Annotated in this window: 20 protein-coding genes; 6 read left to right on the plus strand and 14 right to left on the minus strand. The window is 40.5% G+C overall.

From position 1 onward, the window contains the following. Nucleotides 1–3: 3 nt before the first annotated feature. The 4 genes from rplI to mnmA all read right to left on the minus strand — a co-directional run bounded on the left by rplI (nucleotide 4) and on the right by mnmA (nucleotide 5,823). Nucleotides 4–456, minus strand: coding sequence for a 50S ribosomal protein L9 (gene rplI, locus D8877_RS07880; protein WP_002894242.1), 453 nt, complete (start codon nucleotides 454–456; stop codon nucleotides 4–6). Then, the gene (locus D8877_RS07885; protein ID WP_486985099.1) at nucleotides 453–2,444 is read right to left on the minus strand and encodes a DHH family phosphoesterase; all 1,992 of its coding nucleotides are present in this window, start codon (nucleotides 2,442–2,444) and stop codon (nucleotides 453–455) included. The genes rplI and D8877_RS07885 overlap by 4 nt, the downstream gene beginning before the upstream one ends. A gap of 187 nt (nucleotides 2,445–2,631) precedes the next feature. Continuing rightward, nucleotides 2,632–4,539 carry a tRNA uridine-5-carboxymethylaminomethyl(34) synthesis enzyme MnmG gene (gene mnmG / locus D8877_RS07890; protein WP_125341465.1) on the minus strand — a complete coding sequence of 636 codons (1,908 nt, stop codon included), beginning with the start codon at nucleotides 4,537–4,539 and terminating at the stop codon, nucleotides 2,632–2,634. A gap of 138 nt (nucleotides 4,540–4,677) precedes the next feature. After that, a complete protein-coding gene (gene mnmA / locus D8877_RS07895) occupies nucleotides 4,678–5,823 on the minus strand; it encodes a tRNA 2-thiouridine(34) synthase MnmA (protein ID WP_260468701.1) in 1,146 nt (381 codons plus the stop codon). A gap of 274 nt (nucleotides 5,824–6,097) precedes the next feature. Between mnmA and sdaAB the strand changes: the two genes are divergently transcribed. Genes sdaAB through D8877_RS07910 form a run of 3 tightly spaced genes read left to right on the plus strand, consistent with a single transcriptional unit; the run spans nucleotide 6,098 to nucleotide 8,349 of the window. Next, nucleotides 6,098–6,769: an L-serine ammonia-lyase, iron-sulfur-dependent subunit beta gene (sdaAB, locus tag D8877_RS07900; RefSeq protein WP_111676867.1), complete on the plus strand. Its 672-nt coding sequence runs from the start codon at nucleotides 6,098–6,100 to the stop codon at nucleotides 6,767–6,769. 8 nt (nucleotides 6,770–6,777) lie between these two features. Next, complete coding sequence (gene sdaAA, locus D8877_RS07905; protein WP_111676869.1) at nucleotides 6,778–7,650, plus strand: L-serine ammonia-lyase, iron-sulfur-dependent, subunit alpha; 873 nt, start codon at nucleotides 6,778–6,780, stop codon at nucleotides 7,648–7,650. 51 nt (nucleotides 7,651–7,701) lie between these two features. Beyond that, on the plus strand, nucleotides 7,702–8,349 hold the full coding sequence (locus tag D8877_RS07910; protein WP_111676871.1) for an HAD family hydrolase: 648 nt from the start codon (nucleotides 7,702–7,704) through the stop codon (nucleotides 8,347–8,349). A 133-nt stretch (nucleotides 8,350–8,482) separates the two neighbouring features. Here the strand turns inward: D8877_RS07910 and D8877_RS07915 are convergent, their stop codons facing one another. The 8 genes from D8877_RS07915 to yfmF form a co-directional block, all read right to left on the minus strand. Next, nucleotides 8,483–9,073 (minus strand): LysM peptidoglycan-binding domain-containing protein, encoded by a 591-nt coding sequence (locus D8877_RS07915; RefSeq protein WP_009659542.1) that lies wholly within the window; start codon nucleotides 9,071–9,073, stop codon nucleotides 8,483–8,485. A 210-nt stretch (nucleotides 9,074–9,283) separates the two neighbouring features. Then, nucleotides 9,284–10,078: an energy-coupling factor transporter transmembrane component T family protein gene (locus D8877_RS07920; protein ID WP_111676873.1), complete on the minus strand. Its 795-nt coding sequence runs from the start codon at nucleotides 10,076–10,078 to the stop codon at nucleotides 9,284–9,286. Beyond that, a complete protein-coding gene (locus D8877_RS07925) occupies nucleotides 10,071–10,910 on the minus strand; it encodes an energy-coupling factor ABC transporter ATP-binding protein (RefSeq protein ID WP_002894262.1) in 840 nt (279 codons plus the stop codon). Before D8877_RS07925 ends, D8877_RS07920 begins: the two co-directional genes overlap by 8 nt. Beyond that, on the minus strand, nucleotides 10,886–11,722 hold the full coding sequence (locus tag D8877_RS07930) for an energy-coupling factor ABC transporter ATP-binding protein (protein WP_172454776.1): 837 nt from the start codon (nucleotides 11,720–11,722) through the stop codon (nucleotides 10,886–10,888). The genes D8877_RS07925 and D8877_RS07930 overlap by 25 nt, the downstream gene beginning before the upstream one ends. Nucleotide 11,723: 1 nt before the next feature. Next, nucleotides 11,724–12,263, minus strand: a complete 540-nt coding sequence (pgsA, locus tag D8877_RS07935; protein WP_111676877.1) for a CDP-diacylglycerol--glycerol-3-phosphate 3-phosphatidyltransferase — start codon at nucleotides 12,261–12,263, stop codon at nucleotides 11,724–11,726. A 16-nt stretch (nucleotides 12,264–12,279) separates the two neighbouring features. After that, nucleotides 12,280–13,134: a cytoskeleton protein RodZ gene (rodZ, locus tag D8877_RS07940; protein ID WP_125341464.1), complete on the minus strand. Its 855-nt coding sequence runs from the start codon at nucleotides 13,132–13,134 to the stop codon at nucleotides 12,280–12,282. Between the two features lie 33 nt (nucleotides 13,135–13,167). Next, complete coding sequence (yfmH, locus tag D8877_RS07945; RefSeq protein ID WP_125341463.1) at nucleotides 13,168–14,463, minus strand: EF-P 5-aminopentanol modification-associated protein YfmH; 1,296 nt, start codon at nucleotides 14,461–14,463, stop codon at nucleotides 13,168–13,170. Then, nucleotides 14,463–15,710 (minus strand): EF-P 5-aminopentanol modification-associated protein YfmF, encoded by a 1,248-nt coding sequence (yfmF, locus tag D8877_RS07950; RefSeq protein ID WP_312023229.1) that lies wholly within the window; start codon nucleotides 15,708–15,710, stop codon nucleotides 14,463–14,465. The genes yfmH and yfmF overlap by 1 nt, the downstream gene beginning before the upstream one ends. 187 nt (nucleotides 15,711–15,897) lie before the next feature. Here yfmF and yaaA point away from each other — a divergent pair, with 187 nt between their 5' ends. Together yaaA and recF are read left to right on the plus strand one after the other, a co-directional pair. Beyond that, complete coding sequence (yaaA, locus tag D8877_RS07955) at nucleotides 15,898–16,296, plus strand: S4 domain-containing protein YaaA (RefSeq protein WP_061589494.1); 399 nt, start codon at nucleotides 15,898–15,900, stop codon at nucleotides 16,294–16,296. Nucleotides 16,297–16,298: 2 nt separating this feature from the next. Continuing rightward, nucleotides 16,299–17,393: a DNA replication/repair protein RecF gene (recF, locus tag D8877_RS07960; protein ID WP_125341461.1), complete on the plus strand. Its 1,095-nt coding sequence runs from the start codon at nucleotides 16,299–16,301 to the stop codon at nucleotides 17,391–17,393. Nucleotides 17,394–17,573: 180 nt separating this feature from the next. Here the strand turns inward: recF and guaB are convergent, their stop codons facing one another. After that, nucleotides 17,574–19,055, minus strand: a complete 1,482-nt coding sequence (gene guaB / locus D8877_RS07965; protein ID WP_002910933.1) for an IMP dehydrogenase — start codon at nucleotides 19,053–19,055, stop codon at nucleotides 17,574–17,576. A gap of 205 nt (nucleotides 19,056–19,260) precedes the next feature. Then, entirely contained in the window at nucleotides 19,261–20,286 is a 1,026-nt protein-coding gene (gene trpS / locus D8877_RS07970; protein ID WP_002894281.1) for a tryptophan--tRNA ligase, read from the minus strand. Between the two features lie 290 nt (nucleotides 20,287–20,576). On the opposite strand from trpS, the gene D8877_RS07975 reads away from it, so the two are divergent. Beyond that, a complete protein-coding gene (locus D8877_RS07975; RefSeq protein WP_002899531.1) occupies nucleotides 20,577–22,199 on the plus strand; it encodes an ATP-binding cassette domain-containing protein in 1,623 nt (540 codons plus the stop codon). The last annotated feature ends 54 nt before the right edge of the window (nucleotides 22,200–22,253 follow it).

Here is a 22,253-nt window from a genome sequence, read left to right on the forward strand (position 1 = left end):
CTATTATCCTTCTTTAACCCGCAAACGAATCACCCCAGTTATATCCTGATAAATTTTCACTGGAACATCGATCAGACCAATGGAGCGAATCGGTGAGTCCACCTTAATATGGCGCTTGTCAATTTTAATGCCAAACTGCTTCTGCAGCTCTTCTGCTATTTTCTTGCTGGTAATAGAGCCAAAGGTGCGGCCGTCCGGACCAACTTTTTCAGTAAATTCAACAAGAGTAGCTTCTTCTGCTAACTTAGCTTTAATAGCCTGAGCTTCTGCCACTAGTTCAGCGTGGGCTTTTTCTTCAGACTTTTGCTTACCGCGCAGCTCACCGATAGCCTGCGCTGTTGCTTCCTTGGCTAAATTTTTCTTAATCAGAAAATTTTGAGCATAGCCAGTCGGCATTTCCTTGATTTCGCCTTTTTTGCCCTTGCCTTTTACATCTGCTAAAAAAATTACTTTCATCCTTTTTTCTCCTCGTCTATTATTACTTCCTCTTTAATGACTTGGTCCATAATTTCTTGATTCAGCGACTGAAGGACCTCAGAAACTGTTTTACCTTCAATTTGAGCTGCCGCCAGATTGAAATGGCCGCCACCGCCCAGCTTTTCCATAATTCGCTGAACATTGATCTTGCTACGACTGCGAGCCGAAATAGACACATAACCTTTGGTATTCTTGCTCACGACAAAAGTTGCTTCAATTCCTGACATAGAGAGCATGGTATCAGCTGCCTTACTGATGACAACTGTATCATAAGTGTTCTCTTCTGGACCAGCTGCTACAATGACATTAGGCAAAATCTTCTTGCCGTTTAAAATCAGCTCATTAATCGCACGATATTCCTCAAAATTCGTAGCGGAAATATCCTGAATCACAACACTGTCACTGCCTCGAGTCCGCAGATAGCTGGCCACATCAAAGGTCCGACTGGTGACTCGAGATGAAAATCCTTTGGTGTCAAGCATAATCCCCGCCATGAGAATGCTGGCTTGCATCTTACTGAGACGATTCTTTTTAGAATTCTGGAACTGAATCAGCTCCGTTACCAACTCACTGGCACTGCTAGCCCCACTTTCGATATAGGCAATCACAGCATTTTCCGGAAAATCTTCATCACGGCGATGGTGGTCGACTACGATAATCTGACTGAATTGATCAAAGAAATCCTTAGACAGCGTCAGAGATATCTTGGAGTGGTCAACCATAATCAAGAGCGAACGATTGGTCACCATATTTACTGCTTCAGAAAGCGGCACCAGATAGTCAGCCCCTTCCTGCTGGAGCTTTGCAATGGAGCGCTCAATATCAGAAGCCATCTGAGACGGATCATAGACCACATAAGCTTTCTCGATGATATTACTAGCAAAAAGCTGCATACCAAGAGAAGAACCCAAGGCATCCATATCCAGATTTTTATGTCCGACTACAAAGACCTGATCCACACTTTTAATCTTATCGGAGATCGCAGTCATCATAGCCCGAGTACGGGTGCGCGTCCGCTTAACAGCTGACGCCGTTCCTCCACCAAAGAAGATTGGGTTCATATTGTCATTATTTTCTTTGACGACAGCTTGATCCCCGCCCCGAACTTCAGCTAAGTTGAGGTTAAGCAGGGCAACCCTACCGATTTCATCATGATTGCCATCACCATAAGAAAAGCCCATACTGAGTGTCAGTGACAGCTCTCGATTTTTAGCTTCCGTTCGGAATTGATCAATGATAGAAAATTTATTTTCCATTAGCTGTTCCAGGACTGTGTAATCGGTAAAAAGATAGAACCGATCCATGCCAACCCGACGGTAAAACATATGAAACTGCTCAGAAAATTCTGCTACGAAGTTGGCCACAAAGCTATTGATATGACTGATATCCGTGTCTGAAACAACATCTTCCAAATCATCATAATTATCCACCGAGATAATCCCGATTACCGGGCGCGTTGTTACCAGACCAACAGTGGCTTCGTATTCATTGGATGCATCAAAAAAATAAAACACACTGGATGCACGGTCCAAGTAAACCGAATATTTCTTGTCTCCAACCGTAGCATAATGACCAGAGTCTGAATAAGCAGCCTTCATGATATTCTTGAGCATATCAGCATCAAAATCACCATCTTCGGTTGTAAAAATCAGTTCCGCATAGGGATTAAACCACTCTACATCACCATTATCTTCACTGATTTTAATGACACCAACTGGCATCTTATCCAGCAAGGAAGCGAGGCTTCCTTCTGCTTGATGATTGACATAATGAATCTGCTCAATCTCATCTAGCTCGGATACTCTCTGTTGCTGGATAAAAAGCACAATCAAAAGAGCCAGCACAAGCATGAGAGCAGCTAGCATGGCCAAACTATCACCAAAAAGCCTCAGACAGATGGCTAAGATTATAAAGGAAATTAGACCCGCCATCGCCAAGTGAATTGGGGCAAAACGAAATTTTCTCATCATAGACCTCTTATTCCGCCATTTTACCATAAATCCTAGAAAAAAGCGAATTTCTCCCAATAAGTAAAGCATTTAAGAAGGGTAAAGAAAGCGAAAAACAGCCTTTCAAAGTTTACAACGTTGTAAACCTCTTGTAAATTTACACAAAAAGGCTGCTTCCCAAAGGAAACTAAGCCTTTTACAAGAGTTACTTCGCTTGATTTTTAGAAATGCTTCTAGACTTGCCTTCTAAGTAAACCATCAAAATGGAAATATCTGCTGGATTGACACCAGAAATACGACTAGCCTGACCAATTGTTTCTGGATTGATTTTCTTAAACTTCTGTCGCGCTTCAGTCGCAATCGAGTCAATATCATCCCAGTCAATATTAGCTGGAATCCGCTTCTCTTCCATGCGCTTCATCTTTTCAACCTGATCAAGAGCTTTAGAAATATAGCCTTCGTACTTAATCTCTGTCTCAATTAGCTCGATAATCTTTTCATCAAGCTCCTCTGCCGCCGGACCAATGAACTGAACTACATCTTGGTAAGACACTTCCGGACGCCGCATAAATTCTTTGGCAGTTACTGCATCTGTCAGAGGCTTAAAGCCTAGCGCTTCTACCTTAGCGTTTGTTTCCTTAACAGGCTTTAGTTTGATAGATTCCAAACGCTTCATCTCGTTGTCAAATTGATTCTTTTTAATCTCGAAACGAGCCCAACGCTCATCATCTACCAGACCAATTTCTCGTCCTATCTCTGTCAAACGCATATCGGCATTGTCGTGGCGGAGAATCAGACGGTACTCAGCTCGACTAGTCAAGAGTCGATAAGGTTCTACCGTCCCTTTAGTGACCAAATCATCAATCATGACTCCAATATAACCATCACTACGCTTCAAAATCAACTCTGGCTTACCTTGGGTTTTCAAGGCCGCATTAATCCCAGCGATAATTCCTTGACCAGCAGCTTCTTCGTAACCAGAAGTCCCATTGGTCTGACCTGCTGTAAAGAGCCCTGAAATTTTCTTAGTTTCCAAGGTTGCCCGTAACTGATGAGGCATAATCATATCGTACTCAATGGCATAGCCTGTCCGCATCATCTCAGCATTTTCAAGACCTTTGATAGAGTGAACCAAGTCCTTCTGTACATCTTCTGGCAGACTTGTTGATAGCCCCTGTACATAAACTTCTTCTGTATCACGTCCCTCAGGCTCTAAGAAAAGCTGGTGGCGTTCCTTGTCTGCAAAACGGACAATCTTATCCTCAATAGACGGGCAATAGCGTGGCCCCACTCCCTTGACTACTCCTGAAAACATAGGCGCCCGATGCAGGTTATTTTGGATAATCTCATGACTTTCCGCATTGGTATAAGTCAACCAGCAAGGAACTTGATCTTTCACATAGTCCTCATCTCGAGATGTGTAAGAGAAATGATTGGCCTTTTCATCACCTGGCTGAATCTCGGTTACATCATAATTGATAGATGATGCCTTGACACGCGGAGGCGTTCCAGTTTTAAAACGACCAATTTCAAAACCTAGATCCCGCAGGTTATCTGCTAAAGGAATGGCAGCCAGACTGTGGTTAGGGCCTGATGAATACTTGAGATCACCAATGATAATTTCTCCTCGCAAGGCTGTTCCAGTCGTAACAATGACAGCTTTAGCCGCATACTCCTGATGGGTCGCTGTCTTAACCCCAATTACCTTACCATCTTCTACCAAGATTTCATTAATCATAGTTTGCCGCAAGGTCAGATTTTCTTGATTTTCGACAGTCTTCCGCATTTCTTTGGAGTAGACTTCCTTATCCGCCTGCGCCCGAAGAGCCCGCACTGCCGGACCTTTTCCAGTGTTCAGCATTTTCATCTGAATATAGCTCTTGTCAATATTCTTTGCCATCTCACCGCCCAAAGCATCTACTTCACGGACAACAATCCCTTTAGCAGATCCTCCGATAGATGGATTGCAGGGCATAAAAGCCAGCATCTCAATATTGAGGGTTGCCAGCAGAACTTTACAGCCCATTCGACTGGCAGCCAGAGACGCCTCAACTCCTGCGTGGCCTGCCCCAATCACGACAATATCATAACTTTCAGTAAAATTGTATGTCATTTTCTTTTTTCCTCATTTTTTCACCAAAAAAGGCCAAGTCTCTAGAAGTGCAGGACAAAAAAGCCTGCAACATCCATGAGCTTTGACCATCATAGGTATTGCTTATCTTATTGTAGCAGATTGAGCTGAATTGTCAATCTAAATGTACTGTAAGACTTGACCATTCTTATAAGCTCTGTCAATCAAGCCTCCACCTAGACATTCTTCTCCATCATAGAAGACGACTGCTTGACCTGGAGTAACAGCCCTTTGTGGTTGATCGAAGTTGACAACTGCCTTGTCACCCTTTACAGTAACTGTCACCTTGGAATCCGGCTGACGATAGCGAAACTTAGCTGTACACTCCATAGTAAATTCTTCTGGCATTTCTTTTGTGAAATGAACCTGACTAGCGTCAAGGCTGGTTGACATTAGATTGTCATGATAAAATCCCTGACCCACATAAAGAATATTTTGGCTGAGGTCTTTTCCAACCACAAACCAAGGCTCATTATCTCCGCCGTGCTGACCACCAATTCTAAGACCACCTCGCTGGCCAATGGTATAATACATCAACCCAGCATGCTGGCCCATATCTCGGCCTTCCAAGGTCATCATTCGACCAGGCTGGGCTGGTAAATATTGACTCAGAAATTCTTTAAAATTCTTCTCACCAATGAAGCAAATACCTGTCGAGTCTTTTTTCTTAGCTGTAGCTAAACCAGCTCTTTCAGCAATTGCTCGAACTTCTAGCTTTTCTAAATGACCCAGAGGAAACATAGTTTTTTGCAGTTGTTCCTGAGACAGCTGACTCAGAAAATAAGTCTGATCCTTGCCATTGTCTACACCGCGTAGCATATGAACTGTTCCATCTTCATCACGCGCCACTCGAGCATAATGACCCGTTGCCACATAATCTGCACCCAGTGTCAAGGCATAGTCAAGGAAGGCTTTAAACTTGATTTCCTTGTTACACATGACATCTGGATTTGGAGTCCTACCAGCTCGGTATTCCGCCAAGAAGTATTCAAAAACGCGATCCCAGTACTCTTTCTCAAAGTTGACAGAGTAGTAAGGAATGCCAATCTGATCTGCAACAGCAGCTACATCCTTGTAGTCTTCTGTGGCTGTACAGACACCAAATTCGTCTGTGTCGTCCCAGTTTTTCATGAAGATGCCAATCACATCGTAACCTTGTTCTTTTAAGAGCAAAGCAGTTACTGATGAATCGACACCTCCGCTCATACCAACAACGACACGAGTCTTAGAGTTATTACTCATTGTGTTCTCCCATCTTTTCGTTATTTCACGATTGAAGGTCGTGCTGTGCTTTCAACGATTGAAGGTCGCTTGAGCAAGGCCTATTATAGCACGAAAGGACTAGGAAAACAAATCAGAAATTTAACTAAATTTATTAACTGTAAATTATGTTTACAACTTTGTAAATATATTGATTTTCTCACTTACTTTCCTATCTAACGAAATTTTATAATATCTACTTTTAATTCATTTAAAAAATCAGCAGAAAGCCCTTAACTTTGTTATAATGAAAATAATAAATAAGCTGCAAGGAGAAATCATGACTTCACTAAGATTTCAATCTGTTTTTGATATTATTGGACCTGTGATGATAGGCCCATCAAGCAGCCATACAGCAGGCGCCGTCCGTATTGGAAAAATTGTCTCCTCTATTTTTAATGATGAGCCAACAGAAGTAGAATTCCAGCTCTTTAACTCTTTTGCCAAAACTTACCGAGGTCACGGAACTGACTTAGCTCTTGTAGCAGGGATTTTAGGTATGGATACAGATGATCCAGAGATTCCTAACAGCCTTGAAATCGCCTATAAACGCGGTATCAAGATTGTCTGGACGATTCAAAAGGATAGCAATGCACCCCACCCAAATACGACAAAGATTACAATCAAAAATGACCATAAAACAATCACTGTGACTGGAGTCTCTATCGGTGGCGGCAACATTCAAGTAACAGAGTTGAATGGTTTTTCAGTATCTCTGAGCATGAATACTCCGACCATCATTATTGTCCACCAGGATGTCCCAGGTATGATTGCCCATGTCACCGAAGCTCTGTCACGCTACAATATCAATATAGCTCAGATGAATGTTACACGTGAGAAGGCTGGAGAAAAAGCAATTATGATTATTGAAGTTGACAGCCGTAGCTGTGAGGAAGCCATCGATGAAATTCGCAATATTCCTCATCTGCACAATGTGAATTTCTTTAAGTAGGAGAAAATATGTTTTATTCCATCAAAGAATTAGTAGAGCAAGCCGACCTAGATTACCAAGGAAATGTTGCTGAATTGATGATTGCTACCGAGTATGAATTAACTGGTCGTGAAAGAGATGAAATCCTGCGACTGATGGGTCGCAATCTGGAAGTCATGAAAGCCTCTGTCCTTCTTGGACTTGATGAGAGTAAGTCTCGCAGCGGATTGACTGGCGGAGACGCAGCAAAACTTGACCACTATATCCAGTCAGGAAAAACTTTATCAGACCACACTGTGCTAACTGCTGCAAAAAATGCTATTGCTGTCAATGAGCATAATGCTAAAATGGGTTTAGTTTGTGCAACACCTACTGCCGGCAGCGCTGGCTGTCTGCCGGCTGTTCTTACATCAGCCATTGAAAAATTAGGACTCTCAGAAGAAGAACAGCTAAACTTTCTATTAGCTGCAGGCGCTTTTGGCCTAGTTATTGCCAATAATGCCTCAATTTCGGGTGCTGAAGGTGGCTGTCAAGCTGAGGTTGGCTCCGCTTCTGCTATGAGTGCAGCTGCTTTAGTTCTAGCTGCTGGAGGTTCACCTTTTCAAGCCAGTCAAGCTATTTGTTTTGTCATTAAAAACATGCTGGGTTTGATTTGCGATCCAGTAGCTGGTCTAGTGGAGGTGCCTTGTGTCAAGCGAAATGCTATGGGAGCCAGTTACGCCTTTATTGCAGCTGATATGGCTCTTGCGGGAATCGAATCTAAAATTCCTGTTGACGAAGTCATTGATGCTATGTATCAAGTTGGGTCAAGTCTGCCTACTGCTTTCAGAGAAACAGCTGAAGGCGGCCTAGCTACAACACCTACAGGCCGCAGACTTTCAAAAGAAATCTTTGGAGAATAACCTTGACAAATTTGTCAAGTAGATTTACTAGATAGTAAACAAGGAGACAAGATGAGTCATTTGAAATATATCTTCTTTGATTTGGATGGAACTCTAGTTGACAGTTCAAAGGGCATCCAAGAATCCTTTGAATACAGCTTCAAACAACTTGGAAAAGAGTGCCCTGAAGAAAGTATTATAAAAAGTTTTATGGGGCCGCCTCTGGAAGTAAGCTTCGCCTCTGTTCTTGAAGAAAGCCAAGTTCCAGAAGCGATTAACTATTACCGCAGCTTCTATAAGGAAAAAGGCATCTGGAATGTCCGCCTCTATGAGAGGATACCAGAATTGCTGACACAGTTAAAAGAAGCTGGTTATCAGATTTATGTAACAACGAGTAAGAATCAACCCACAGCACAAGATTTATTAGCAAATCTAGCTATCTCTGAGCAATTTGATGATATTTTTGGCTCACTGCCAGATTCATTTCACAAAGCAGATGTTCTGCGTCGAGCTCTGCAAACACTAGATGCAAATCCAGAAGAAACCATAATTATAGGCGATACAAAGTTTGATATAATTGGCGGTAAAGAAGTAGGAATCTCAACTCTGGGAGTCCTTTGGGGCTTTGGCAACCAAAAAGAGTTACTAGAAAACGGAGCAGATTTGCTGGCTAATTCTCCCAAGCACATTTTAAAAATATTGAACGAACACTTTTCATAACTTTACACATTTGTCGATCTAGATAAGATTGTTCCCTTTAAATCTTTATCTACACTATCATTTTCTGCTTATAAATTGTCAACTTTATGTAAACCAAAAAACCACAGAAATCTGTGGTTTTTTTATTTCTATCTTAGTAGCCCCAAGCTGAAAGTCCTTGAGCACTGTAGGCACTATATGCTGATTGGATTTGATCATCAACAGTAGCCGTTGATCCCCAACCTGGCATCGTTTGGAAAAGACCACTAGCACCAGATGCGTTGTAAGCATCTACTTGACCATTTGATTCACGAGCAATGATAGCTTCCCAAGTTGATGCAGGAACACCTGTCATTTCTGCCATACGTGATGCTGCATAAGAGCCAGTTGCACCAGCAGTATTACCATTGCTAAGTACAAGGCCTCCTGATGTTGCTGCTGAATTAGCTGTTGCTGCAGGTGCTGCATAATTATTTACGGGAGTTGCAGTTGCTGCTACGCTTGTTTCAGACGTTTTGGCACTATTTCCAAGTTCCAAGATTTGACCAACACGGATGTGATTTGGATCTGCAATCTTGTTTAACTCTACTAATTTCTCAAGAGTTGTATTTTTTTCGTTAGCAATAGCTGATAAAGTATCACCGGCTTCAACTGTATAGGTTTCAGCATTCGCAATACCTGAAACCAAGAAAGCCGCTGCAGCGACTGCACCTGTTAAAGTCCATTTTGCTGTTTTTTTGTTCATTAAAAAGTAATTCTCCTTTCGGTGATAATACTATCTTACACATAAAATATTACCAAAAAGTTACATTACCAAGTCAAACGTTACAAGAACATTTAGTTTAGACATTAAAAACAGACTTTTAGAGCTTTTTTGCCAAATATTTTCTTTGATCAAGTAAAAAATAGACAACTTTAACTTATACTATTCTCTAAAAACACTTTAAACAGCAGGTCAGTTTTTCAATATATAAAGCAGAATACCTAATATAAATAAGCTAATAATAGCCAAGCTGTCATTTCTTTTCCATGCCAAACGGCGAAAACGTGTCCGACCTTCACCTCCATTATAGCCGCGCGCTTCCATGGCAATAGCTAGAGCATCTGCCCTTTTAAAACTGGAAGCAAATAAAGGGATTAGAATGGGAATAATAGATTTAATCTTTTGAATGATTTTTCCCTCACCGAAGTCAACACCACGCGCCCTCTGGGCGTTCATAATCCGAGTAGTATCATCCATTAAAGTTGGAACGAAACGTAAGCTCATAGAAAGCATCAGGCCAATCTCATGTGCTGGCACCTTGAAAACCTTCAGAGGCTTCAGCAAAGACTCCACGGCATCAGACAAGCTTAAGGGGGTCGTTGTCAGAGTCAGAAGAGTAGAAAAGAAAATAATCAGAATAAAGCGGCTAAAAATGATGCCAGCCTGTGACAGTCCTGCTTCTGTAATTCTGAAAAAAGCAAACTGAAAAATTGTAGCGCCTCCTGAGGTCAAAAACAGCTGGAACAAGGTAGTAAAAGCTATGATAAAAACCATGGACTGGATACCCTTTAAAAAGAACTTCAAAGGAACCTTGGACAGCAAGACCAAACTAAAAACAAAAACAAACAACAGCAGATTGGTCACAAGATTATTAGCCCAGAAAATTAATAGAATAAAAAGAAACATCGCCAGCAACTTGCTCCGCGGATCCAAACGATGGATGATTGAATTTCCGGGAATATAGCGACCTAAAATCAACTTATCCATGCAAGATCTCCTTGAATTCTTCAATTGTAATAGGATAATGCGAGAAATTCATCCCTTTCTCCGCCAATTCGTGTGCAAATTTTGTAATCTTAGGAACACCCAATTGAATACTCTCCATAAAATCAAGATCCTGAAAGACCTGAGCAGGCTGACCGCTCTTGACGACTCTGCCCTTATCTAAAACATAGACTGTATCAGCGAAGTTGGCTACATCATCCATTAGGTGAGTTACCAAAACAATGGTCATACCGGCACGATGCAGCTCTTCAAAAAGCCTCATCAGTTCTTTTCGACCGGATGGATCAAGCCCTGCTGTCGGCTCATCCAAAACCAAGATATCAGGTTCCATGGCTAATATACCAGCGATAGCCACCCTGCGCATCTGGCCACCAGAAAGTTCGAAAGGACTGCGATTAAACAAATCCTCAGAAATTCCGACTAAGTGCAGCTTTTCACGCGCCAAAGCTTCGGCTTCTTCCTTAGAAACACCAAAATTCTGAGGGCCAAAAGCCACATCTTTCAAAACTGTTTCATCAAAAACTTGACTTTCCGGAAATTGAAAGACTAGACCGACCTTCTTGCGCACCTGTTTAATGTCTTTATTGACAGAATCAGCCGTGATGACTGTACTGCCTACTTCAACACTGCCTTGATTAGGAACTAGCAAGCCATTTAAAAGCTGGAGGATTGTTGACTTACCGCTGCCAGTATGCCCGATAAGAGCTGTATAACTGCCGGATTTTATCTCCAAATCCACTCCAAAAAGCGCTGGTCCCTCAAAAGGGGTGCCAGCTTGATAAGTATAACTTACGTTTTTGAGAGTAATGCCCATAGTTGATCCTGCAATTCTTTTTCTGTTAAGTAAGTGTCTGGCAGAGGAAACCCTGACTGACGCAAAGCCGCCTTTACCTGATTAACAAATGGCTGATCCAATCCTAGCTCTTCCAAATCTTCTCGAGAAAAAAGCTCTCTCGGGGTAGCGGTAGACTCAACCTGACCCTCTTTCATAACCAAAACACGGTCGCTTAAGGCTATTTCATCCAGGTCGTGAGTGATAGAAATGACGGTCAGCTGATTACTATCTTTAATTTTTTTCACGGTCTGGATAAGATCCAAACGTCCCTCTGGATCCAGCATGCTAGTTGCTTCATCCAAAATAATAATATCCGGTCTCAGAGCTACCACACCTGCAACAGCTACTCGCTGTTTCTGGCCTCCGGAAAGACGAGCTGGTTCACGTTCTCTAAAATCCTGCATACCGACAAGCTCTAATGCCTGCTGGACTCGCTCTACCATCAGATCATAGGCTAGCCCTTGATTTTCCAAACCAAAGGCTACATCGTCTTCTACAGTTGCTCCGACAAACTGATTATCTGGATTTTGGAATACCATGCCAATCTGTCTGCGTTTTTCCCAGACGTTTTCAGCTGTTAGCTTATCACCTGAGATAATAATATCTCCGCTTTCCGCTTCTAAAAGACCGTCAATCAAACGAACTGTGGTTGATTTTCCACTCCCATTATGACCGACAATAGACAGCCATTCCCCTTTTTTTACTTGAAAGGAGACATCATTTAAAGTGTAATTCTCAGACTCACTATCGTATTTGTACTTAAGATTTCTTACTTCGATGATATTTTCCATATTATTTAAAGGTATCTTTAAAGAGATAGGCACTTCCCTTGAAGTAGTCATATCCAGAATAAATCGTAAAGATTAAAGCGATATACAGAAGGATTTGTCCTAAGAGAGTCCAATGAATCAGTAGAAAAATAATAGCAAACATCTGCGTGAAGGTCTTGATTTTACCTGGCATAGCAGCTGCTAAGACTGTACCGCCTGTTTCCACTAAAAGCAAGCGCAGACCTGTTACTGCCAATTCCCGGCAAATAATAATAGCCACAACCCAGGCAGGAGCCAGTTTCATCTCAATCAACATGATAAAAGCAGACATCACTAAAAGCTTATCAGCCATGGGATCAGCAAATTTACCAAAGTTTGTTACCACTTCCCACTTTCGTGCCAAATAACCATCTAGATAATCAGTTATACTGGCAAAAGCAAATATAAAAGCTGCCAAGATATGCATGGTGTAAGAATGACCGAATGTTAAAATCACAACAAATACAGGGATTAAAGCAATTCTAACAAGAGTTAAGGCATTTGGAATATTTTCTTTTTTCATGGGATTCCCTTCGTTTTTATCCTTTCGTAATGTTCAAACTAATGGTTCCACTATCACTAGTCAAAGCCGAAGTATCTAGTTTTTGTCCCTCTATCGTCACAGTTGCTCCTTTAACAGGTGCTATCGTAATAAGATACTTATTGCCTGGCTCAAGAGAAACCGTCTGGCTTGATTTTTCAGGAGATAAGGTGATGCCTTCGGCTAGTTCTGAATCGCTTATGCTTACCAAATTGGTTGTTTGCTCCACAGAAACGGTCACTTTAACAGGCTGACCTGCTCCGCTATACTCAGCAGTCAAATTATCTCCGTTTCCACTAACTGTCAATTTGCTAGCCGAGGAAGAAACTGACTTAGAATCAGCCGAAGAAAAGGAAATCTTCTGACTGTTAGTACTTGTAGAAGACACCAGACTATAATTGCTGTTAGATGCTTTGAAACTTACCGAATTAGTGTGAGCATAACTCCAGATATAGTATGCCACGAAAGCCGCAATAGCTGAAGCCAATAAGAGGAAATAGAACAAGGGCAGAAAAGAGCTTTTATTTTTATTTTTTCTACTCCTGAATTCCTCATCTGCTGCCAGTGCCACTTCATCAAAGACAATCATCTCACCAGCTTCGTAAGCCTCCAGAATAATAGACTCATCCAAATCTACAGCCCAAGCATATTTCCGCAAAAAACTGCGGGCATAGAAAGGACTAGGAAGCAAATCATAGTCATTTCGTTCCAGCACTTCCAGCAAATCCTGCTGGATATCTGTCTTTTTTGACAATTCCTCTAAGCTCAGCCCTTGATTGGTCCGAGCAAGCTTCAACACTTCTCCTATCGTTTTTTTTCTCATACGTACTTTTCCCTTATTTCTATTCTTCACTATTTTAACAAAATTTTAAAAACGATTCTGGAATTATTTTGGAAAAATAGTAAAATCTGTCATATCACACTGATTGATAAAACGATGACCTAGTTTTATCACATCATTCAGGCTGATGTCCTGTAAAATTTTCGGCAAATCAAACAGATTCTCACCCGTCAACTGCGGTTCATATTGAGTTGCAATATACTCAAGCGAGTTTAAACCGTGCAGAAAATCACCAAACATCTCGCTTTTAATCGTATCCAAATGCTCTTCTGTCACATCCGGATCCTTGTCAAAATTCTTGATGGCTGAGCGAAATTGATGAGAAAGTCCCACCGGTTCCTGAGTATCCATCGTCAGCATGACAAAGTGAAAATCTTTTTCTACTTCCACTTCCAGCGTTAAAGAATTATCCATTTTCCCACTTTCATAGAGGGACTGGAAACGCTTGGAAGTCCAGCCAAACATCATGGCAAATAGGAGTTTCAAAGTGATTTTATAGCGATACAGCTCCGATTCATCAACAAAGTCTGTCCCTCGAATCCCAACTGCCAGTTTTGGACTCGCCACCTCCATTCGGTGAGTATCCGTTGATACCACTGGGTGAAGGCTAACAGGAATTTTTTCAATAGATTCCGAACTCCTAGGAAAAACTAGTTTTTGCTGCTGTTCAGCAATCTCTGCAGCTATCTGTTCCAAATCGAAATTACCAATCACAAACAAAGTCATATTAGAAGGATGATAAAAGTTACTGAAATTTTCCTTCAAATTTTCGACGGTAATCTCAGAGATAGACTCTTTCGTTCCTGCAATGTCTTCTGCCAGAGGTGTTTGAGGATAGAGATTGGCCAAGGCTCCAAAAAAGAGACGATAATCCGGATTATCCTGATACATTTCAATTTCTTGGCCGATAATATCCTGTTCCCGCAAAATGGATTCTTTTGTAAAATCAGCCCGATGCACTAGTTTTTGCAAAAGCTGTAGATTTTCTGAAATATTATCCGTTGCAGAAAATAGATAGCTAGTCCGAGTAAAGCTCGTAAAGGCATTACTCTCAGCTCCTAGCTTAGTAAATTCCAGCATCAAATCCTTTCCTTGCGGGCCTTCAAAAAGCTTATGTTCCAAAAAATGAGCTATTCCAGCCGGATATTGAGTGACCTGCTTGGTTTCACGTGAAACAATCCCTGTATCCACTGAACCAAAATTAGTTGAGATAATCCCATAAGTTTCATTAAAATCATTTTTAGGCAGAAGAAAAACACGCAAACCATTTGCCAAGACTCTCTGATAGACCGTTTCTCCCACTGCTGAATAATTGATTTTTTCTAACACTTCTCCCTGCATTATTTTCCTTCCATAAAGTAAATAGCTTGTAATTTCAACTGACCAGCTGCCTTGATAATATCATCTTTATGAACCTGTTCCAAAGCTTCCAACCAAGCTTCAAGAGATAAGAATTTTTTCCCTAAAACAGAAGCCATATAAGCTCTCTCTAAGATTGTATTCTGTCGATCCTGAGCTAACAATACTGAATTTCTCAGCATTTTCTTGGTTTGATTCAGTTCTTCCAGACTAAAATTTCCGCGCTTCAAATCAAGAATCTGCCGGTTGATTAAAGCAACTGTTCTGGTCCGATTGCTGCGGTCAATACCAGCGTAAATCCGCATCATTCCTGAAAAAATATCAAAATTGCTAGAAATTGTATAAGCCAGCCCTTCCTTTTCACGAAGATTGACAAATAATTTCGAATGGGCAAAGCCACCTAGCAAAGCATTTAAAACGACCAAAGGCAGGTGCTCACTCTCTCCGTACTGAATAGGGAAGTGATAGCCCAACTCAATAATTGACTGATGCACGTCCTTCTGCTCCAGTCCTTCTCGCAAAACATTGGAATATTCTTGCTGATAAACTAGCTGAAGTTCTTGCTGGCGAGGCGCAAAATTGAAAGATTGAATTTTCTCCCGAACAGCCACTTCATTAAAGTCCCCAATAAAGAAAAAGTCAATCTGATTTTCCTGAAGCATCTGCTGAAAAGCAGCAAAACTGCTTGCAGCTGTCTCTTTCTGAATTAATTCAATCGTCCCAAGACGAGGCATCTGCATTTCCTCTTCTTCATAAAAGAGTTTATCTAATTCTCGATGAGCATGATAAAAATGATTCTCAATTTCAGCATCCAAATCATTCAAGATATTTTTCTTCTCAATTTCAAAAGCAGATTCATCAAAAGCGTCCTGACTTACCAATGGAGAAAACAAGCTGGCTTTCAAAAAATCAAGCATGGCATCTGTCAGGACATTCTTGCGACTCAAAAATTTATCCCGCACAAAAGAAAGATTGATATCTAAATAATGGACCAATCCTCTCCTTGAAAGACTCGTAGAATAATCAGCTCCATACAAATTGGCCAAACGTTCCCTGAAGGCCTGCGAAGTAGGATAAACAGCATTGACAGTCTCTAGCATGCTGGCTGTTAAAACCCGACCAGCTACTGTTTCTTTGGACATAGGCGCTGAAAAACGAACCCTAATTTTGTTTGTTTTAAATTTTTCTGATTGAATAAAATGGAGACGAACTCCTTTAGTGATTTCCATGACGCCCCTCATACTGAATAATATAGACTACTATTATATCATGAAATGCCTCTGATTTGTTTGTTCCACCAAGCTTTTTGCTGATTAAAACGTTTTCTGATAACAGGAGAAAATTTCCGATTTTATCCAAAGAACCTCAGTACTTTTTACTAACAAATGTGGTATAATGACAGGGTTGAGGTGAAATATGGAATATAAATTATTTGATGACTACATCACGCTACAAGCCCTTTTGAAAGAAACAGGAATTATCCAAAGCGGCGGAGCAATTAAAACATTTCTAAGTGAATATCCAGTCCTTTTTAACGGTGAACCAGAAAACCGCCGAGGGAAAAAACTCCGTGTCAATGATAAGATTTCCCTTCCTGAGCAAGGAATTGAAATTAATCTGACAGCTCCTAGTCAAGAAGAAATTCTGCAACACCAGAAAGAAATCGCAGAAAAAAAACGAGTTGCTGAACTTGTCAAATCTATGAACAGGGACTTAAAAAAATCTCAAACTTCTAAAAAAGAAAAGCGTAAGAATACAGGGCTACCTAAAAAGCAGAAAACTACTAAAAGTCCTGTTCGCTTCCCTGGTATCTAATCATGTGGCTGAAATCATTAAAAATCAAGCATTTCCGAAATTATCAGGAAGCTGATATTGACTTCCATCCTGGCTTAAATGTCTTTCTAGGCCAGAACGCACAAGGTAAAACCAATATTTTAGAAGCTATTTATTTCCTAGCCTTGACAAGAAGCCACCGCACACGCTCAGATAAGGATTTAATTCATTTTACAGAAAATGATCTCTTTGTCTCTGGTATTTTAGAAAAAAAGACTGGTAAAGTTCCCCTTGACATTAACTTGACACCAAAAGGTCGCATCACAAAAGTCAACCACTTGAAGCAAAGTAAATTATCAGACTACATTGGAACGATGAATGTTGTCCTTTTTGCTCCTGAAGATTTACAGTTGATTAAAGGCTCCCCTAGTCTACGCCGTAAATTTATAGACATTGAGCTTGGACAAATCAAGCCTGTCTATCTATCAGATCTATCCAATTATAATCATGTCCTTAAACAACGCAATGCCTATCTGAAAGCTAATGAAAAAGTTGATGAAACCTTCTTGACTGTCCTTGATGAGCAGCTGGTTGACTATGGCTGTCGTGTCATAAGGCATCGGTTGGATTTTTTGCAAAAGTTAGAAAGCTTTGCTCAAGACAAGCACTGGGACATCTCTCAAAATTTGGAAAAATTGACTGTCAAGTATCTGTCATCCATACCTTTACACCAAATTGACAATTTAGAAGAAACTTACCGTTCTTCCTTATTAAGTAGCCGTAAACGTGACCTATTCAAAAAAAATACAGGTGTTGGTCCCCATCGTGATGATATTGCTTTTTTTATCAACCAGATGGATGCCAACTTTGGTAGCCAAGGTCAGCATCGCAGTCTTGTTTTATCACTGAAACTAGCCGAAATCAAGTTAATAGAAAGCATTACAAAGGAAACACCTATTTTGTTGCTTGACGATGTAATGAGCGAACTTGACAATAACCGTCAACTAAAATTATTAGAAACTATCTCTCAGGATATTCAAACTTTCATTACTACAACAACTTTAGAACATTTAAAAAATCTTCCACAAGATATAAAAATTTTCACCATCCAGCAAGGACAAATTGTATCTCAATCCTAGCATTACACAAACTTTACGTTTTTGTAAATTTCATTTACAAAATATTGCTTATAGTGTAAACGAATTATATCGAATTGTTATTAAAATAGCTTTTGTAGTCTTTTAAATTGTAAACATATGTCAATTTAAATCGTAAATTTAAAACGAGGTTAGGAAAAATTCCCGACCTCGTTTTATTTTTTATTGAACTGAATAGTTAGGGGCTTCATTTGTAATTTGCACATCATGAGGGTGGCTTTCCTTCAATCCAGCGCCACTCATCTCAATAAACTGAGCATTATCGTGAAGTTCTTGCAGATTTGCAGCACCAACGTAGCCCATTCCAGAGCGAATACCACCAAGCATCTGGAAGACAATATCTGCAGCAGCTCCCTTGTATGCCACACGGCCTTCAATTCCTTCTGGAACTAGCTTATTCGCTTCATTGACAGAACCTTGGAAGTAACGGTCACTAGAGCCCTTCTTCATAGCGGCGATAGATCCCATACCACGGTAAGTCTTAAATTTCCGACCTTGGAAGATTTCTGTCTCGCCTGGCGCTTCGTCTGTTCCTGCAAACATTGAACCCAGCATAACAGCATTTCCACCTGCAGCCAAGGCCTTAACAATATCTCCAGAATATTTAATCCCACCATCAGCAATGATGGTTTTTCCATATTCACGCGCCACAGCAGCTGCATCATAAATAGCAGTTACTTGGGGAACGCCAACACCAGCAATGACACGGGTTGTACAGATAGAACCTGGGCCAATTCCGACCTTAACAACATCCACACCTGCTTCATAAAGAGCGCGTGCACCTTCAGCAGTTGCAATATTTCCAGCAATTAAGGTGCGATCAGGGAAATGAGCGCGAATCTCAGCAATCTTGCGCAAAACTCCAGCTGAGTGGCCATGAGCAGTATCAATAACAATCGCATCTGCACCCGCTTCAAAGAGGGCTTCCGCACGTTCGAAAGTATCTGAAGTAACACCAACAGCACCAGCTACCAAAAGACGACCAAACTCATCTTTAGCAGCATTTGGAAACTCAATAACCTTTTCAATATCTTTAATGGTAATCAAACCCGAAAGACAGCCCTTATCATCAACCAAAGGCAACTTTTCAATCCGGTGTTCTTGCAAAATACGCTCTGCAGTTCCCAAATCTGTTCCAACAGGCGCCGTTACAAGATTCTCACTGGTCATATGGCGAGAAATAGGTTGGTCATAGTCAGAAATAAAACGCAAATCACGATTAGTTAGAATCCCTACTAACTTACGATTTTCAAGAGTTTCTACAACAGGAACACCACTGATACGGTAACGTCCCATCAACTCATCTGCTTCAGCAATCGTATGCTCTGGCGTTAGGAAAAAAGGATCAATAATAACGCCATTCTCAGAACGTTTAACCTTTCGAACTTCATCGGCCTGTTGCTCAATAGACATATTTTTGTGGATAACTCCAAGACCGCCAGCACGGGCAATAGCGATAGCCATCTGACTCTCTGTAACAGTGTCCATAGCGGCAGTAATGATTGGGATATTCAAGGTCAAATTCTCAGCAAGCTTGGTACTCAAATCAGCATCATTGGGCAGTACATGGCTTTCAGCTGGAATCAGAAGCACATCATCAAAGGTAAAACCTTTTTTCAAAAATTTAGTGTCCCAGTTAGACATCCACAGTTTCCTCTTTTCCTTCTTATTTGAACTAATACCCAAAGAAAATTGAAGTTCAGTTTTCTTTGAATAAGAGCTGGTTTTTTTGTTGTTAATATCATACCATTCTATAGGAAATTGTCAATCATTATTATACAAAAAATAAAAACCATCATTTTTAAAACTAAAAACGATAGTTTTTGTGATTTATAATCAATAATGTTCGTTATTTAAAATAATTAATCCCCATCGCAGACTTCACTTCCGAAAGAGTCTGAGCGGCAGTCTGACGTGCCTTATCACATCCTTCTTGCAGCATCTGATAAACCTGTCCCATGTCTTTAGCAAACTCCACACGACGCTCACGAATCGGACCTAACTCTCGCTCTAAAATTTCTAACAGATAGCGTTTGGTTTTGACATCTCCCAGACCACCTCTTTGATAATGCTCTTTCATTGCAGCAATATCAGCAGCATCTTCTGGGCGGCCAAAAACATCCAGATAGTGAAAGACCATATTTCCCTCAACTTTTCCAGGATCTTCCACTCTGATATGATTCGGATCCGTATACATGCTCATAACTTTCTTTTGCAGAATATCCATATCATCTGCCAAATAAATGCCGTTATTGAGAGACTTGGACATCTTAGCATTGCCATCCAAACCAGGTAAACGTCCAGCTGCTTCGTTTTCAGGATAAATCCCTTCCGGTTCTACCAAAACATCTGTCTGATAAGCGTGGTTAAAGGAACGAACAATTTCCCGAGTCTGCTCAATCATAGGCTTTTGATCATGTCCGACTGGTACAAAATTAGCCTTAAAAGCAGTAATATCTGCTGCCTGAGAAATCGGATAAACTAAAAAACCAGTCGGCAAACTTTCACCAAATCCTTTTTGCGCAATCTCAGTCTTGACAGTAGGATTACGCTCAAGACGAGCCAATGACACCAAATTCATGTAATACATTGACAACTCTGCCAACTCAGGAATCTGACTTTGAATAAAAATAGTCACCTTTTCAGGATCCAATCCAGCCGCTAGATAATCCAAAGCTACATTCCCAATGGACTCAACAATTGTCTGAGGGTCCTTTGCATGATCTGTCAAAGCTTGCTGATCAGCCAAAAATACGAACATCTCATATTTACCCTGATCCTGCAAAAGTACGCGATTCCGTAAACTTCCTACATAATGACCAATATGCAATTTTCCTGTCGGACGATCTCCTGTTAAAATAATTGGTTTAGTCATTTATTACTCCTCAATTTATAATGAGTTCATTATATCATTTTCAATGGAAATGAGAAAGAAGTTTCTAGAAAAAAGCGAAAATTCCAGTTTTTACAGCTTGATTGACATCCCTTTACAGTATTTGTAAACTTAATTTACAAACTATTCTGGCTGTAAAACCTAAAAGTCTTAGTTCATTATAATATCCTTTTTTCTTTTGGCTTCGTTTTTTACTTTTTATCTCAGAATTATTTGAAAAAAGTTCTGTTTTCTAGTAAAATGAAGAAGATTATATATATAGGAGAAAGACATTGCTTACAGTATCAGATGTATCACTGCGTTTCAGTGACCGAAAATTGTTTGATGAAGTCAACATCAAATTTACAGAAGGAAATACTTATGGATTGATTGGAGCTAACGGCGCTGGAAAATCAACCTTTTTAAAAATTTTAGCTGGTGATATCGAGCCAACAACAGGCCACATTTCTCTAGGACCAAATGAACGTCTTTCAGTCCTTCGCCAGAACCACTTTGACTATGAAGAAGAACGGGCTATTGATGTTGTAATCATGGGAAATGAGCATCTCTACAACATCATGAAAGAAAAAGATGCTATTTATATGAAGCCTGATTTTTCTGATGAAGATGGTGTACGTGCGGCCGAGCTTGAGGGAGAGTTTGCTGAACTAGGTGGCTGGGAAGCTGAAAGTGAAGCCTCTCAATTATTGCAAAACCTCAATATTCCGGAAGATCTTCACTACCAAAATATGAGCGAGCTCTCTAACGGAGACAAGGTCAAAGTACTCTTAGCCAAAGCCCTTTTTGGTAAACCTGATGTCTTACTTCTGGACGAGCCAACTAACGGTTTGGATATTCAGTCTATTACTTGGCTGGAAGACTTTCTTATCGATTTTGACAATACAGTTATTGTTGTATCCCACGACCGTCACTTTTTGAATAAAGTCTGCACTCATATGGCCGACCTTGACTTTGGAAAAATCAAACTCTATGTTGGAAACTATGATTTCTGGAAAGAATCAAGCGAACTAGCGGCTAAGCTTCTAGCTGACCGAAATGCCAAAGCAGAAGAAAAAATCAAGCAACTTCAAGAATTTGTTGCTCGCTTTTCTGCCAATGCTTCAAAATCAAAACAAGCAACTTCTCGTAAAAAGATGCTTGACAAGATTGAGTTAGAAGAAATTGTTCCATCTAGCCGTAAATACCCATTTATCAGCTTTAAAGCAGAACGTGAAATCGGTAATGATCTCTTGACAGTGGAAAACCTTTCTGTCAAGATAGATGGAGAAACTATTCTTGATAATATTAACTTCATTTTACGTCCTGGCGATAAAACAGCTTTAATTGGCCAAAACGATATCCAAACAACAGCTTTGATTCGTGCCTTGATGGGTGATATTGAGTATGAAGGAACTGTCAAGTGGGGTGTCACAACCAGTCAATCTTACCTACCAAAAGATAATTCTCGTGACTTTGCTAGTGGCGAATCAATCCTTGACTGGCTGCGTCAATTTGCTAGCAAAGAAGAGGATGACAACACCTTCCTTCGAGGATTCCTTGGGCGCATGCTTTTCTCTGGAGATGAGGTTAACAAGTCTGTCAATGTCTTGTCAGGAGGAGAAAAAGTTCGGGTCATGCTATCTAAGTTGATGTTGCTTAAATCCAACGTTTTAGTCTTAGACGATCCAACCAATCACTTAGATTTGGAATCAATCTCCAGCTTAAATGATGGATTGAAAAACTTCAAAGGATCCATTATTTTTGCCAGTCACGACCATGAATTTATTCAAACCTTGGCCAACCATATCATTGTCTTGTCTAAAAACGGTGTGATTGACCGCATTGACGAAACCTATGATGAATTCTTGGAAAATCAAGAAGTTCAGGCAAAAGTCAAAGAACTTTGGAAAGATTAATTCCTTGTCAATTTACGTTTACAAAGCTTTACAGAGGCATGAAACAACGTTTCT

This window comes from Streptococcus sanguinis, assembly GCF_003943735.1.
GTDB classification, from domain to species: Bacteria; Bacillota; Bacilli; order Lactobacillales; family Streptococcaceae; genus Streptococcus; species Streptococcus sanguinis_E.